The organism is Mycobacterium sp. ZZG, from assembly GCF_054786995.1.
The window spans coordinates 76,716-90,911 of sequence record NZ_JBTBFV010000001.1; the positions used below are offsets into that span (position 1 = coordinate 76,716).

At 69.1% G+C, this 14,196-nt stretch carries 12 protein-coding genes and 3 pseudogenes; 9 read left to right on the forward strand and 6 right to left on the reverse strand.

Features of this window, described 5'->3' with window-relative positions:
* Positions 1–103: 103 nt before the first annotated feature.
* On the reverse strand, positions 104–1,057 hold the full coding sequence (locus ACXMYJ_RS00440; RefSeq protein ID WP_460353176.1) for a threonine ammonia-lyase: 954 nt from the start codon (positions 1,055–1,057) through the stop codon (positions 104–106).
* A gap of 51 nt (positions 1,058–1,108) precedes the next feature.
* Here ACXMYJ_RS00440 and ACXMYJ_RS00445 point away from each other — a divergent pair, with 51 nt between their 5' ends.
* Positions 1,109–1,537, forward strand: coding sequence for an acyl-CoA thioesterase (locus ACXMYJ_RS00445; RefSeq protein ID WP_443188179.1), 429 nt, complete (start codon positions 1,109–1,111; stop codon positions 1,535–1,537).
* A gap of 52 nt (positions 1,538–1,589) precedes the next feature.
* On the forward strand, positions 1,590–2,612 hold the full coding sequence (gene speB / locus ACXMYJ_RS00450; protein WP_396885497.1) for an agmatinase: 1,023 nt from the start codon (positions 1,590–1,592) through the stop codon (positions 2,610–2,612).
* Here speB and ACXMYJ_RS00455 read toward each other — a convergent pair.
* A complete protein-coding gene (locus ACXMYJ_RS00455; protein WP_460353179.1) occupies positions 2,590–3,477 on the reverse strand; it encodes a cyclopropane mycolic acid synthase family methyltransferase in 888 nt (295 codons plus the stop codon). The genes speB and ACXMYJ_RS00455 overlap by 23 nt on opposite strands.
* Before the next feature lie 316 nt (positions 3,478–3,793).
* On the opposite strand from ACXMYJ_RS00455, the gene ACXMYJ_RS00460 reads away from it, so the two are divergent.
* Genes ACXMYJ_RS00460 through ACXMYJ_RS00475 form a run of 4 tightly spaced genes read left to right on the forward strand, consistent with a single transcriptional unit; the run spans position 3,794 to position 6,958 of the window.
* Positions 3,794–4,003 carry a hypothetical protein gene (locus ACXMYJ_RS00460; RefSeq protein ID WP_460353182.1) on the forward strand — a complete coding sequence of 70 codons (210 nt, stop codon included), beginning with the start codon at positions 3,794–3,796 and terminating at the stop codon, positions 4,001–4,003.
* 40 nt (positions 4,004–4,043) lie between these two features.
* Positions 4,044–5,210, forward strand: coding sequence for a serine hydrolase domain-containing protein (locus ACXMYJ_RS00465; protein ID WP_460353184.1), 1,167 nt, complete (start codon positions 4,044–4,046; stop codon positions 5,208–5,210).
* Between the two features lie 39 nt (positions 5,211–5,249).
* Positions 5,250–5,645 carry a hypothetical protein gene (locus ACXMYJ_RS00470; RefSeq protein WP_460353186.1) on the forward strand — a complete coding sequence of 132 codons (396 nt, stop codon included), beginning with the start codon at positions 5,250–5,252 and terminating at the stop codon, positions 5,643–5,645.
* Between the two features lie 17 nt (positions 5,646–5,662).
* Positions 5,663–6,958, forward strand: a complete 1,296-nt coding sequence (locus tag ACXMYJ_RS00475; protein WP_443188183.1) for a cytochrome P450 — start codon at positions 5,663–5,665, stop codon at positions 6,956–6,958.
* Here ACXMYJ_RS00475 and ACXMYJ_RS00480 read toward each other — a convergent pair.
* The 4 genes and pseudogenes from ACXMYJ_RS00480 to ACXMYJ_RS00495 all read right to left on the reverse strand — a co-directional run bounded on the left by ACXMYJ_RS00480 (position 6,955) and on the right by ACXMYJ_RS00495 (position 10,032).
* Positions 6,955–7,392 (reverse strand): hypothetical protein, encoded by a 438-nt coding sequence (locus ACXMYJ_RS00480; RefSeq protein ID WP_260752784.1) that lies wholly within the window; start codon positions 7,390–7,392, stop codon positions 6,955–6,957. The genes ACXMYJ_RS00475 and ACXMYJ_RS00480 overlap by 4 nt on opposite strands.
* A gap of 92 nt (positions 7,393–7,484) precedes the next feature.
* Positions 7,485–7,883, reverse strand: a complete 399-nt coding sequence (locus ACXMYJ_RS00485; protein WP_260752781.1) for a hypothetical protein — start codon at positions 7,881–7,883, stop codon at positions 7,485–7,487.
* Between the two features lie 14 nt (positions 7,884–7,897).
* Positions 7,898–9,003: pseudogene (locus tag ACXMYJ_RS00490) on the reverse strand (glycosyltransferase).
* A gap of 83 nt (positions 9,004–9,086) precedes the next feature.
* Positions 9,087–10,032, reverse strand: a pseudogene (locus ACXMYJ_RS00495) (dienelactone hydrolase family protein).
* Between the two features lie 101 nt (positions 10,033–10,133).
* On the opposite strand from ACXMYJ_RS00495, the gene ACXMYJ_RS00500 reads away from it, so the two are divergent.
* The 3 genes and pseudogenes from ACXMYJ_RS00500 (at position 10,134) to ACXMYJ_RS00510 (ending at position 14,157) form a co-directional block, all read left to right on the forward strand.
* The gene (locus ACXMYJ_RS00500) at positions 10,134–11,933 is read left to right on the forward strand and encodes an N-acyl-D-amino-acid deacylase family protein (RefSeq protein WP_460353191.1); all 1,800 of its coding nucleotides are present in this window, start codon (positions 10,134–10,136) and stop codon (positions 11,931–11,933) included.
* Positions 11,923–12,393, forward strand: a complete 471-nt coding sequence (locus tag ACXMYJ_RS00505; protein WP_443188187.1) for a nuclear transport factor 2 family protein — start codon at positions 11,923–11,925, stop codon at positions 12,391–12,393. Before ACXMYJ_RS00500 ends, ACXMYJ_RS00505 begins: the two co-directional genes overlap by 11 nt.
* A 10-nt stretch (positions 12,394–12,403) precedes the next feature.
* Positions 12,404–14,157: pseudogene (locus tag ACXMYJ_RS00510) on the forward strand (N-acyl-D-amino-acid deacylase family protein).
* The last annotated feature ends 39 nt before the right edge of the window (positions 14,158–14,196 follow it).

The window sequence follows — 14,196 nt, forward strand, 5'->3', positions numbered from 1 at the left end:
TCGTGCTCGAAGGGCTCGAAGGGTCGGGACGGGTCGAGTCCTTCGCTGCCGGAGCACGCCAGCGCCGCGCCCACACACCACTGAGTCGAAAACCCGGTGGACCCTACCCGCCGAGAATCTGCGCGAGCATGCGCGCGTCGATGTTGCCCCCGGACAGGATCAACACGGTCGGCCCCGGCGGTGTCATGCCCTGCCGGTAGGCCGCCAGGGGCACCGCACCGCTCGGCTCGCTGACCAGGTGCGCGCGGTACGCGTACTCGCGCACCGCCGCGCGGATCTCGTCCTCGGACACCGTCAGCATCCCGTCGAGAACCTGCTGCAGATGGGCAAAGGTCAGCTCCGAGGGCTGCGACCGCAGCCCGTCGGCGATCGTGCGGTTACGGTCTTCGATCGACCAGTTGACCCGGTGGCCGAGGCGCAATGCCTCGGTGGTGTCGGCGGCGAGCTCGGGCTCGACCCCGAAGACCGCGGCGTCCGGGCACAGCGCACGCATCGCGGTGCCGATGCCCGAAGCCAGTCCCCCGCCACTGACGGGGACGAGCACGGTGCGCACCGACGGCAGGTCCTCGGCGATCTCCAGGCCGATCGTGCCCTGTCCGGCGATCACATCCGGGTGGTCGAACGGCGGGATCATCGCCCCGCCGGTGTCGCTGCGCACCTGCTCGGCGACCGCCTCGCGTTGCCCTGCCGCGCACAACACCACCCGCGCGCCGAGATCACGGGTGGACTGCACCTTGACCGTCGGCGTCTCCTCCGGCATCACGATGTGGGCCCGCAACCCGAACGCCGCCGCGGCGTACGCGACGGCCTGCGCGTGGTTGCCGCTGGAATAGGCGACGACGTCGGTGACGGCGCCTTCGCCGGCCGACGTCAACGCCGCCACGGCATTGAAGGCGCCACGGACCTTGAACGCGCCGATGGGCTGCAAGTTCTCCGGCTTGATCCACAGCGGCCGGTCCGGGTCGCCCCAGCGGGCGGCGAGCAGTGGCGTACGCACCACATGCGATCGGACCCGGTCAGCCGCCGCCCGGACATCGTCGATCGTCACCAGCTTCATGGATCCCAGTGTCCTGCATACCGCCCGTCCCCGATCTCTAGGGTGAGTCGGGTGACGGACTTCTCGCTGGCGATCGCGCCGCGCTACGCGGAGATCGACCAGCAGGGCGTGGTGTTCAACGGCCATTACCTGACGTGGTTCGACGAGGCGTGCACCGGGCTGCTCGACTCGCTCGGCATCGGCTATCCCGCGTTGAACGCCGACGGGTACGACTTCCAGGTGGTGCACGCCGAGATCGACTTCGCGGCGCCGGTGCGCTGGCGAGACGAGGTGCGGGTCGAGGCACGCTGCACCCGGGTGGGCACGACGAGCTTCACCATCGGCTTCACCGTGCTGGCCCGCTCGGGCACCGACGCGGAGCGGGTCGCGGTGCGGGGACACAACGTCTATGTGCTGGTGTCCACGACGGATTGGGCCAAGCGGACGATCCCCGACAGGCTGCGGTCGGCGCTGGATGTGAGCGCGGCGAGTGACCGGTAGCGTCGTTCGCATGGGCCACGAGCACGGACCTCGACGTGAGCTCCCGCCGGGGATGGCGGAGCAGTTGGATCTGCCCTACGCGGGCGTGGCTTCTTTCGGGCACCGCCCGTTTTTGACCGAGCCCGAACAGCTCGACGCTTGGCAGCCCGACGCCGCCATCGTCGGGGCGCCGTTCGACATCGGGACCACCAACCGTCCCGGTGCGCGGTTCGGGCCGCGGGCGATCCGGGCCACGGCCTACGAGCCGGGCACCTACCACTTGGATCTGGGCCTGGAGATCTTTGACTGGCTGGAGGTTGTGGACTTCGGTGACGCCTACTGTCCGCACGGCCAGACCGAGGTGTCCCACCGCAACATCCGCGAGCGCGTGCACGCGGTGGCCAGCCGCGGCATCGTCCCGGTGATCCTGGGCGGTGATCACTCGATCACCTGGCCGGCGGCGACCGCGGTGGCCGACGTCCACGGTTACGGCAACGTCGGCATCGTGCATTTCGACGCCCACGCCGACACCGCCGACGAGATCGAAGGCAACCTGGCCAGCCACGGCACCCCGATGCGCCGGCTGATCGAATCGGGCGCGGTGCCCGGATCGCAGTTCGTTCAGGTCGGTCTGCGCGGCTACTGGCCGCCGCAGGACACCTTCGAGTGGATGCTCGAACAGCGGATGACCTGGCACACGATGCAGGAGATCTGGGAGCGCGGGTTCAAAGCGGTGATGGCCGACGCCGTGGGCGAGGCGCTGGCCAAGGCCGAGAAGTTGTATGTGTCGGTCGACATCGACGTGCTCGACCCGGCGCACGCGCCCGGCACGGGCACCCCGGAACCGGGTGGCATCACCAGCGCCGACCTGCTCCGGATGGTGCGGCAGTTGTGCCGCGAACACGACGTCGTCGGAGTGGACGTGGTCGAGGTGGCGCCCGCCTACGACCACGCCGAACTGACCGTCAATGCCGCGCACCGCGTGGTGTTCGAGGCGCTGGCCGGGATGGCGGCCCGGCGGCGCGACGTGGCGGGAGCCGAGCCGGGCCAGCCGGCGCGTTCCTACCGGGAAATCAGGCCTTCTTCTCCAGAGTGAACTGGCAGACGTCGGTGTAGCCGTCACGGAACAGATCCGCGCAGCCGGTCAGGTACTTCATGTACCGGTCGTAGACCTCGCGGGACTGGATGGCCACCGCGTCGTCTTCCCGCTTGCTCAGCGCCTCGGCCCAGATGTCGAGCGTCTTGGCGTAGTGCGGCTGCAGACGCTGCTGCCGCGTCAGCGTGAACCCGGCCTTGGTCGCGTGCTCCTCGACGGTCTCTGGCTTGGGCAGATCACCGCCCGGGAAGATCTCGTCCATGATGAACTTCGAGAACCGGATCAGCTTCATGGTCACCGGCAGCGCTTTCGCGGCGAACTCCTCGTCGCTGGGCTTGATGATGGTGTGCAGCATCATCACACCGTTCTCAGGAAGCACCTGACAGGCCTTCTTGAAGAACTCGTCGTAGCGGTCGCGGCCGAAATGCTCGAACGCCCCGATCGACACGATCCGGTCGACGGGCTCGTCGAACTGCTCCCAACCGGCCAGCAGGACACGCTTGTTGCGCGGGCTCGGGTGCGCATCGAGTCGCTTCTGCACGTGCGCCTGTTGATTGCGGCTCAGCGTCAGGCCGATGACGTTGACGTCGTAGTTGTCGATGGCGCGCAGTAGCGTCGCACCCCACCCGCATCCGATGTCGAGAAGCGTCATACCGGGTTCGAGGCCGAGCTTGCCCAACGACAGGTCGATCTTGGCGAGCTGCGCCTCTTCGAGCGTCATGTCGTCGCGCTCGAAGTAGGCGCAGCTGTAAGTCTGGGTGGGGTCCAGGAACAGCCGATAGAAATCGTCCGACAGGTCGTAATGGGACTGGACGTCCTCGAAGTGAGGCTGCAGTTCCGAAGAGCCGCTCGTGGTTTCTGGCAAAATACAGGCCCTTAGATTCTCAGAAGCTGATCGGGTGGGGCGGCCCCACCGGGCTTGAGGGCCTGTCCCGTTGTCGCAGTTTACGTAGCGTACCCGAGAGCCCCACGGACCCGTGAATCACCAGCCACACCCCCAGAGCAAGACCGGAACGAAAGCGGGTGATCTTGTCGGGCCGCCCCCGTGTGCGGCGGGTGCAAGCGGGTAATCGGGTCGGGTCCGGCATCCGCCGGCGCCCGGACGCGCCTATCGTGGAGGCAGCGCGTCATGTCCTCAACGTCCCCCGAAAGTCCCCGACCATTCTTGGGAGAGATCGCCGATGACCACCCCCGACAACGACCAGTTCATAGACGCCGCCGAGGCCGACGTGGTCGAACAACTCACCCCGGCCGTCGACGTCGACGTCGACGAGGAGACCTGGCCGGACGCCGAGCGGGTCGGCGCCGAGCGCGACTGGCAGGCCAGCGAGGCGGATCTGATCGAGCAGTCCATCCCCGTGCCCGAGGACGAGCCGGAATTCGATCGCTGACCGGCACGGCGACGGTGTCGCGGCCACTACCCTGAGCCCGATGATCACCCGTGTCGCCACCGCTGCGCTCGCCGTGGCCCTCGGCGCGGCGGGGTGCGCACAGCCGGTAGAGGCGCCGCACCCGGCGCACCGGGAGCGTCCCGGCCTCACCGCGACCGCGGCCACGATGGCCGCCCCACTCGCCGACCGGCTCGACGGTGCGGTCGAGCGGGTGATGGCCGAGGCCGGCATACCGGGGGCGATCATCGGGATCTGGACCCCCGACGGAGACTACGTCCGCGCGTTCGGAGTGGCCGACAAGAAGACCCGGGCGCCGATGAAGACCGATCTCTACAGCCGGATCGGAAGCTTGACACGTACTTTCACTGTCACCGCGGTGCTGCTGCTGGCCGATCAGCGCAAGCTCGGACTCGACGACCCGATCGCCGAACACCTCGACGGCATCCCCGGTGGGGAGGCCGTCACGCTGCGCCAGCTCGCCAGGATGCGAAGCGGGTTGCCCGACTACACGACGAACCCGGAGTTCGTGTCCGCGGCGTTCGCCGATCCTGCACGGGCGTTCACACCCGCGCAACTGCTCGAGCTCGCGTTCTTCCCACCGACGGTGTTCGCCACCGGTGCCGGCTACCACCACAGCAACACCGACACCGTGCTGCTCGGCCTCGTGGTGGAGAAGGTCAGCGGACAGTCGCTGGCGGACTACATCCGCGAGCACATCAGTGCGCCACTGGGTATGGAGGCGACCAGCTTCCCGACCGACGCCAGTTTTCCCAGGCCTCATGCCGCCGGCTACACCGTGCAGACGCCCGATGACGGAGAGACCACCGCCACCGACTGGAATCCGTCCCGATCGTGGGCCGCCGGCAATATGGTCTCCACACTGCACGACATGCGGATCTGGGCCCCGGCGCTGGCGAACGGGACGCTCCTGAGCCCCGCGATGCAGCGGCAGCGGCTGGTGGACGGTTCGGGAGGGCCCGCCCCAGAGGGCTACGGGCTCGGAGTGTCCAACTTCGCCGGGTGGGTGGGTTACGCAGGCAGCGTGCCCGGCTACCAGTGCGTGTCGGTGCACCTGCCCGGACGGCAGACCACACTGGTCATCATGACCAACACCGACATCGCGTTCCGGGGCGCTCAGCCAAGCGCGCTGCTGGCCACCGCGGTCACCGCCGAACTGACCCCCGACCACGTGTACCGGACGGACTGAGCGCGGTTGCCGGGGCCTCCCGGCGGGTATCTCGCCTCGGTGACTGACGCGAGTGACGAGACGGTCGATGCCGTCGGCAAGGTGAGCGAGGCTCTGGAGTACGTGGAACGGGCCCGGGGCCATCTGTACTCGTTCCATCAGCTGATCGGCCGGGCCGATCTTCTGCTCGGTGAAGGTGCGGAGGCGCTGCGTGCGGCCGGCCACGACGCGATCGCCGAGCGGCTTGAATCCGACGTGGTGGGACGCAACGTGCTCCACGGGCGGTGGACCTTCCAGATCGTCGAGGAGTTCGACGACGAATACTGGTCGCTGTTCGGCGAGCACGTGCGCCGGGTCCGCGACGAACTGGTGGGCGGCGAACGGCATACGCACGAAGCGCGCATGAAGGAACAACGGCGCACGCACGGCAGAAAGGGTCATGAACGCCTGCCCTGAAGCTACGCTGGGGCCGTATGGGCCTGGGCATCGACGACGCGGCGGTCATCCGGCCGAACGGGGTGGCACCGCCCCCGGTGCCGCTGGCCGACATCGATCTGGGGTCATGGGATTTCTGGGGTCTTGACGACGACTACCGCGACGGCGCGTTCGCGACGCTGCGCCGCGAGGCGCCGATCTCGTTCCACTCCGCCTACGTGGTCGACACCGACTCCGAAGTCGCCGGACACTGGGCGCTGACCCGACACGAGGACGTCTTCTTCGCCAGCAGGCATCCGGAGATCTTCAGTTCCGCGTTGGGGATCACCGTCGGCGATCAAACCCCTGAGCTGGCCGAGTATTTCGGCTCGATGATCGCGATGGATGACCCCCGCCACACCCGGCTGCGCAACATCGTGCGCAGCGCGTTCACCCCGCGAGTGCTGGCCCTGATCGAGGACTCGGTGCGGCAGCGGGCCCGCAGCCTCGTCGAGGACATGGTGGCCGCCCATCCCGACGGCCGGGGCGATATCGTCGCCGAACTGGCCGGGCCGCTACCGCTGCAGATCATCTGCGACATGATGGGCATCCCCGAGCAGGACCACCAGAAGGTCTTCCACTGGACCAACGTGATCCTCGGGTTCGGCGACCCCGACATCGCCACCGACTTCGACGAGTTCGTCTCCGTCGCAATGGATATCGGGGCTTACGCGACGGCCCTCGCCGACGATCGCCGGGACCGTCCCGGCGACGACCTGACCACCAGTCTGGTCCGCGCCGAGCTCGACGGTGAGCGGTTGACCTCCGCCGAGGTCGCGTCGTTCTTCATCCTGCTGGTCGTGGCCGGCAACGAAACCACCCGCAACGCGATCAGCCACGGCGTGCTCGCGCTGAGCCGCTATCCCGAGCAGCGCGACCGGTGGTGGTCCGATTACGCCGGTATGGCGCCCACCGCCGTAGAGGAGATCGTCCGGTGGGCCTCCCCCGTGGCCTATATGCGGCGCACCGCCACCCGCGACGTCGACATGGGGAACGTGAAAATCGCCGCGGGAGACAAGGTCTCGCTGTGGTACGGATCCGCGAACCGGGACGAGGCCAAGTTCGCGGATCCGTGGCTGTTCGACGTCGGCAGGAACCCGAATCCGCATGTGGGTTTCGGCGGCGGCGGAGCCCACTTCTGTCTGGGCGCCAATCTCGCGCGCCGCGAGATCACGGTCGCATTCGAGGAACTACACCGGATGGTGCCCGACATCCACGCCGTGGCGGAACCGGACCGGTTGCACTCGGCCTTCATCCACGGCATCAAGCGGCTGCCGGTTTCCTGGCGCCGTTAGCGGCCGCGCACGTCCGGGTGCATCTGCTGGGCGGTCCCGGAGTGCTTTCCATCGCGCGCGGTGTCGTCGAGTTTGTCGTTCGAGGTGTTCCGCGGGTCCAGCTGGTCGGCGTGCTCGCGGCGAGCGTCCAGGTGCTCCTGCGAGTGGCTCAACGCGTCGCGTCGGCTGGCGGCCGTGTCGGCCAGACGCGCCGCCTCGGCGGCCTTCGCCTCGGCCTCGGCCTTGGCAGCACGGGCCTTGGCCTCCGTCTCTTCCACGATCGAGGCCTGCCGCTGCACACGCCTGCTGTCGTGGTGGACCTCCTCGCGGATGCGGTCGGCTTCCTCGGCGCGGCGCCGGTTTCGGGTCTTGCGCGCCAGAAAGACGATGACCCCGATGACGATGATCGCGATCACGGCGGCAATCACGATCCAGACGACGTTGTTGGTGTCCATGCCCGGCTCCTTAGCTCGCGGGACGCCGCGACTGACGGCCCCGTTGATTCGTCGGGTGCCCGGGCGGTGCCGGCGCTAAACCGGGGGCCGGCTCAGAGGGTGGCGGTGAGCGGACCGCTCTCCTGGCAGTGCTGCTGCGGCGGATTGCCCTTCGACGCGCACCCGCGGCCGGTGGCGGTGTAGGTGAGCCCCGGTCGATAGGGCTGGAAGAACACCTGCGCGGGGACGAGGCCGAAGCCCCGCGCGCACTGCCCGGGTCCGGCGTCGCCCTGCATCTGGATACAGACGGTGGTGGCGTAGGTGACTGCGCCGTCGCAGGCCCCGATTGTCAGGGCGGCGGCCACCATGTCGGTGCCGGAGACGTTCACCACGGCCGGGGAGCTGAGCTCATAGGCGCAGGCAGAGACGGGAGCGGGTTGCGCGGCGGCGGAGGCCACCGTCGATCCAAGCAGCGACGCGGTGGCGGCCAGCGCTGCGAACGTCCGGAACATCTATGGATCGTAGGTCACCCGGCGCCGAGAGCGGTCAGCATTCCGGCGGCTGCTCGGGGCCAGGTGAAGTGTTCGGCGCGCCGTCGTGCGCTGTGCCTGCGAAGGTGCTCGGGGCGGGTCAGCACGGTGCCCACGGCGGCGGCGATCGCGTCGGCGTGGTTGTCGGCGGTGGCGCCGCTGTCGTGGGTGAGGATCTCGGCCAGCGCCGAGGTGCGGGACACCACTGCGGGCGTGCCGCACGCCAGCGCTTCGAGCGCGGCAAGGCCGAACGTCTCGTGCGGCCCGGGAGCCAGGGCGACGTCGGCGCTGGCCATGATCGTCGCAACGGTGTCGCGGCAGCCGATGAACCCGGCGAACTCGACCGGCAGTCGAGCCGCCCTGCGCTGCAGCCGGGCGCGCAGCGGCCCCTCGCCGACCACCACGAGTCTGGCATTTACGCCCGATTCCTCAGCGCGGCAACAGCGTCGACGCTGCGGTGTGGTTGTTTCTCGACCGACAACCGTCCGCAGTGCACCAGCAGCAGCTCGTCGGGCGCTGCCCAGCGACGCCGGGTCTGGGCGCAGCGCCGGCGCGGGTGGAACTGGTCGAGGTCGACGCCCAGCGGCACCGTCACCACATTGGTCGCGCCGATCCTGTCGAACTCCTCCCGCGCGAACGCCGTCGTGCAGACGACGGCGTCGTAACCGGCCGCGGTGCGCCGGTTGGCGACATCGGCCACCGCCCGCGCGACAGCGCCCGGAAGTGCCTGCCCGACAAGACGGTCCAGGCGTTCGTGAGAGATCATCACTGTCGACACGCCGCGCCCGCGCCCCCACGTGCCCAGCGACCTGAGGGTCAACCGGTCCGACACCTCCAGAGCGTCGGGTCGCAGCCGCTCCAGCAGCTCGACCACCGGCCGCGGGTGAACCGCGCGGTAGCCGCCGGTGGCGGGGATCAGTCGCGCGGGCACGCCGATTCGGACCACACCGGAGGGCAGGACGGTGTGGTCCGGCCGGGGTCCGGGCACCACGAGGAACACCGTGTGCCCGGCCGCGCGGTATTCGGCGCCGAGCCGATCCACCGCGGTGCGCAGCCCCCCGGATCGTGGACCGTAGAAGTTCGCCACCTGGACCACCCGCATGGCTGCATCAGAGCGTGTACGGGTGTTCGGGGAGCAACGCCAGGTCGGCCGCGGGCCGAACAGGCGGTGTCGTGCCGGTGCCGCTAGCCGACGTGGGCGGCCAGCCAGTCCAGGGTGCGTGACCAGGCGTCGGCTGCGGCGGCCGGATCGTAGCGGTCACCGGTGTCGTTGAAGAAGGCGTGGTTGGCGCCCGGTTCGGTGACGAGCTCGTGAACCAGGCCGGCCTTCTGCAGCGCGGCAGCGGCGACCGGTTCGGTGGCGTTGACGCGCTGGTCGAGTTCGCCGTAGAAGCCCAGAACGGCCACGCCTTTCGACCCGGCGAAGTCCGGATTGTCAGGTGTGGGCCCGTAGAACGGAAAGGCCGCCGCCAGTTCGGGTGAGCCGGCAGCGAGCAGTCGCCACACCAGCCCACCTCCCATGCAGAAGCCGATCACGGCCGTGTTCTTCCCGGGGGTGCGGCGCGCCACCTCGGCGATCCCGGATTTCAGATCGGCCACCATGTCCTCGGGTGGCCGGTTGCCCAGCGCGGCGGTGGCCTCGGCCGGATCGGCGAAGGTCGCGGTGCCACCCTGCTCCGAGAGCAGGTCGATGGCCAGGCTGGAATAGCCGGCCCCGGCGAGCCGACCCGCCACCGAGCGCACCCAGTCGTTGAGCCCCTTGTTCTCGTGGATGACCAGGATGCCGCCGCGGGCGCCGGGCGTGGTGTCAGATGCCGTCGCCTGGTCCCCTCCGACCGGCGCCCAGGCCCCTTGCAGTTCCCCGCGCGGGCCGGCCCAGGTGACCGGCGTGGTGGGCAGGGCCCGGTCCATGCCGGGCGGCGGGGTGGCCGGGGGCGTGCCGGACTCGGGGGGCGCCGCCGCGCTCTCGGCCTCCTGTCTGTTCTCCCCGCACGCCGCGATCAGCGCCGAGGCCGCCGCGGCGCTTCACCCCCAGCAGTGCCAGCCGGCGCATCGCCTCGCGTCGGGACATCAGACCGTCCACGTGGTCGGTCGCGATCTCTTCGGCGATGTAGCGCTGCAGAGGCGTCACAAGCCCTGATTATGCGCTTTCGGCCAGCTCGGCGACCGCGAGTAGACACTCGGAAAATTCTGTTCACGATTTCGTTGACACCCGTCTGCGGGGGCTGTTCGATGAGCGTTGTGACTTACGACACGATCATCCGCAACGGCCGGTGGTTCGATGGCACCGGTGCGCCCTCGGCGGTGCGCACCCTCGGCATCCGGGCCGGGCACGTCGCCGCCATCAGCGAGGACGACCTCGACGAGACAGGGTGCCCGCAGGTGATCGATGCGGCCGGCAAGTGGGTGCTGCCCGGGTTGATCGACATCCACACCCACTACGACATCGAGGTGCTCGACGGGCCGGCCCTGTCAGAGTCGCTGCGGCACGGTGTCACCACCGTGATGCTCGGATCGTGCTCGCTGTCCACCGTGTACGTCGACGGCGTGGACGCAGGCGACATCTTCGGCCGGGTCGAGGCGATCCCCCGCGAGCACGTGATCGACGCGGTGGACCGCAACAAGAACTGGTCGAGCGGTGAGGAGTACATCGCGGCACTGGAATCGCGTCCGCTCGGCCCGAATGTCGCGGCGTTTCTCGGGCATTCCGACATGCGCACGGCGGTCATGGGGTTGGACCGGGCCACCCGCAAGGACGAACGGCCGACCAGTGGTGAACAGCTACGGATGGAGCAGATGCTCACCGAGGCGCTGCGTGCGGGGTTCGTCGGGATGTCTTCGCAGCAACTGCTTTTCGACAAGCTCGACGGCCAGGTGTGCCGGTCGCGCACACTTCCGTCCACCTATGCCAGCGCCCGCGAACTGCGCCGGCTGAAATCGCTGCTGCGCCGGTCCGGCCGGGTGCTGCAGGCCGGACCGGACATCACGAACCCGGTCAACGTGGGCTCGCAGGTCTTCCAGTCCCTCGGCCTGTTCCGCAACCCGCTCAAGACGAGCCTGCTCTCGGCGGCCGACATCAAGTCCAACCCGGTGGCGGTCAAGACGCTCGGACCCCTTGCCCGGCTGGTGAACCGGCTGGGCGGCAATTTCCGTTGGCAACACCTGCCGGTGCCGTTCGAGGTGTATGCCGACGGCATCGACCTGGTCATCTTCGAGGAGTTCGGGTCGGGTGCGGCGGCGCTGCACCTCGCCGACGAGGTGGAGCGCAACGCGCTGCTGCGCGACGAGGCCTACCGCCGCCGGTTCCGCAAGGACTACGACGCGAAGTTCGGCATGCGGGTATGGCACCGCGACTTCTTCGACGCCGAGATCGTCGCCTGCCCCGACGCGTCGGTGGTCGGCAAGTCGTTCGGCGACGTGGGACGTGACCGCGGCGGCCTGCACCCGGTGGACGCGTTTCTCGACCTCGTGCTCGAGCACGGCAAGGCGCTGCGGTGGCGCACCACGATCTCGAATCACCGGCCGGAGATGCTCAAGAAGCTCGCCGCCGACGGCGGTATCCAGATGGGCTTCTCGGACGCGGGCGCGCATCTGCGCAACATGGCGTTCTACAACATGGGACTGCGACTGCTCCGTCACGTCCACGACGCCGAGCGGACCGGACGGCCGTTCATGACCGTCGAGCAGGCGGTGCACCGGCTCACCGGTGAACTCGCCGACTGGTACCGCATCGACGCCGGCCACCTGCGCCTCGGGGACCGTGCCGACGTGGTGATCGTCGATCCCGCGAAGCTCGACGACACGCTGAACCGTTATGCCGAGGAGCCGGTCGCGCAGTACGGCGGGCTCTCGCGGATGGTGAACCGCAACGACGACACCGTCAACGCCGTATTCGTCGGGGGCCGCGCGGTGTTCCTCAACAGTGAAGCCACCGCCCTGGTCGGTACCCGGCGCACGGGGCGGTTCCTGCGCGCAGCGCACAGGGCGCCCGCACCGGCCGCACAGGAAGAGGCGCTGGCGCATGCCGGTTGACCAGGCGGCGCGCACCGCAGAGGTCGAAGCCACCGTGCACGGCATGTGGGCCGCGCTGTCGGATCGCGATTGGGATGCGCTCAAGACCTTCCTCGCCCCCGGGTGTATCTATCTCGACGTGCCGGTCGGCCCGGCCGTGGCCGCCCGCGGCCCCGAGGACATCGTCAAACGGCTGAAGATCGGCATCGAGCCGCTGGCGGCCTACCGGAACTTCCCCGGGCTGATGGTCAGCGACGGCGTCGACGTGATGTACGAGCACAGCGAAGAGTGGCATTGGGCCACAGGAGAATTCGCGCTGTTGAAGTTCGTCAGCGTGCACCGCGTGCAGGACGGTGCGATCACGCTGTGGAAGGACTACTGGGACATGGCCGCGCTGGCCGACCATGCCCCGCCGAGCTGGTTGGCGGACTTCGCCGAGGCGGACATGTCGTGGGTCTTCGACGCGACCGGACTGGTGTGAGGGGCGATCGATGCTGGATCTGAAGATCACCGGCGGCACGGTCGTGGACGGCACGGGCGCCGACCGGTTCCGAGCCGACATCGGCGTCAAGGACGGCGTGATCGTCGAGGTGCGCCGCCGCGACGGTGACGACCCGGGGTTGCAGACCGGAGCAGCACACGAGATCGATGCGACGGGACGCATCGTCGCACCGGGCTTCGTCGACGTGCACACCCACTACGACGGGCAGGTCAGCTGGGACGAGACGCTGGAGCCGTCGAGCCGCCACGGCGTCACCACGGTCGTCAGCGGCAACTGCGGCGTCGGGTTCGCGCCGGTGCGTCCCGGCCGCGAGCAGTGGCTCATCGAACTGATGGAAGGTGTGGAGGACATCCCGGGCTCCGCGCTGGCCGAAGGCATCACCTGGCGGTGGGAGAGCTTTCCCGAATACCTTGACGCGATCGAGAAGCGCACTTTGGCAGTCGATTACGGAACCCAGATTGCGCACGGCGCGGTCCGCGGCTACGCGATGGGTGAGCGCGGGGCCAACAACGAGGAAGCCACCGCCGACGACATCGCAGCGATGGCGCGCATCGTGCAGGACGCGATCGAGGCCGGCGCGCTGGGCTTCTCGACCTCGCGCACCGAGGCGCACCGCGCGGTCGACGGCCAGGCCGTGCCGGGTACCTACGCCGCCGAGGCCGAGCTGTTCGGGCTGGGTCGTGCCATGGCCGCCGGTGGCCGGGCGGTCTTCGAGGTGGCACCGCAGGCGAGAGTCCGGCCGACGCGTGCATGCGTGAGATGGAATGGATGGCAAAGCTTTCCGAGGACATCGACCGGCCGGTGTCGTTCACGCTGATCCAGGCCTCCCACGCACCGGATCTGTGGCGTCAGCAGCTCGACCGGGCCGAGAAGGCTCACGAGAACGGCGTCGAACTCTATGCACAGTTCGCGGCGCGGCCGTTCGGCATGCTGCTGGGCTTTCCCGGCTACCACGCCTTCACCCACCGGCCCACGTTCCGTGCGGTGTCGGCAGGGTCGGCCCGCGACGAACTCGCGGCGCGGCTGGCCGACCCGGCGGTCAAGGCGGCAATCCTCGCCGAGGAGGATCTGCCTCCGACGCCCGGTGCCCTGCTCGACGGTCTGTTCGCGCTGGCGCAGTACAGCACCGACCGCATCTACGCCATCGGCGATCCCCCGGACTATGAACCGACGCCGGACAGGACAGTGGCGGCCATCGCGGCGGCCCGCGGCCAGAACCCGCTGGAGACGATGTACGACCTGATGCTCGAGGCCGACGCCGGGGCGATGCTGATGCTGCCGTTCTTCAACTACGCCGAGGGCGACCACAGCGCGATCCATCAGATGATGCAGAGCCCGGCTGCGGTCTCGGGGTTGTCCGACGGCGGCGCCCACTGCGGCCTGATCTGCGACGCCTCCTACCCCACGTTCCTGCTCACCCACTGGGCCCGGGACCGCCACCGCGGCCCGAAGTTCTCGCTCGAATACGTGGTGCGCAAGCAGACCTTGGACACTGCAACGCTGTTCGGGCTGTCCGACCGCGGGGTGATCGCGACCGGTAAGAAGGCCGACCTCAACGTCATCGACATGGACGCACTGCGGCTGGACGTGCCGCGGATGGTCTACGACCTGCCCGCCGGAGGACGCCGCCTGATCCAGGGCGCCTCGGGGTACGACGCGACCGTGGTCAGCGGCGTGGTGACCCGGCGCCACGGCGTCGACACCGGCGCCCGGCCGGGCAGGCTCATCCGCGGGGTGCGCTGAGTTCTGCGCCGAAATCGCATTCCACGTGGCGCTTTCTCG